The sequence below is a fragment of the Streptococcus sp. HMSC077D04 genome, from assembly GCF_001808785.1.
GTDB classification, from domain to species: domain Bacteria; phylum Bacillota; class Bacilli; order Lactobacillales; family Streptococcaceae; genus Streptococcus; species Streptococcus mitis_BX.
Window position 1 is genome coordinate 1 of sequence record NZ_KV794524.1, and the last position, 644, is coordinate 644.

At 35.1% G+C, this 644-nt stretch carries 1 protein-coding gene; it reads right to left on the reverse strand.

Going from position 1 to position 644, the window contains the following annotated elements:
• The coding region (locus HMPREF2701_RS03525; RefSeq protein ID WP_261674407.1) for an SNF2-related protein at positions 1-644 on the reverse strand (644 nt) is incomplete at both ends.

The following is a 644-nucleotide window of genomic DNA, read 5'->3' on the forward strand; positions in this document are numbered from 1 at the left end:
CGTGCCTCACCTGTTATCTTTAACATGTTATCCTGACTCGGATCAACTGTTCCACATTTGACCATATCTGACCTCATAACTAATTCTTCTAAATAGAGTTTCTGGTTTTCAGTTAACTCACTCTCAATAGGGATAATATGAGCTTCTGGAACAGGTAAATCCAACATATCTTGTGTTTGAATGTCGGCTGTTTCTTTATAGATTTTCATCAACTCAGGTAGATTGACAAACTTTTTAAATCGTTTCTTAGGTTGGTACTTATCCCCTGTAGGAGCTAATTCCATAGAGTTTTGAATTTCTCCAAAAGCACCTACCCAAGAGTCAAAATAATCAACTTGATAGCGTTTTAAGATATCTGGTTGAATATAGTTCATCATAGTATATAACTCACTAATAGAATTGGAAACAGGTGTTCCTGTCGCAAAGACAATATTTTTAAAATCATGTTCTTCCTGAATCTGTCGAACCTTCATTTCCATATCCACGTTCTTCTTAGAGGTTGTATTGGTAATCCCTGCTACATTTCCAAGTCCAGTAATTGGACGAATATTTTTAAAGTGATGTGCTTCATCCACAAAGAGAAAATCAATTCCTAAGTTCTCAAAATCAATAAAACTATCACGATTAAAGCGTTGGAGTTCTTC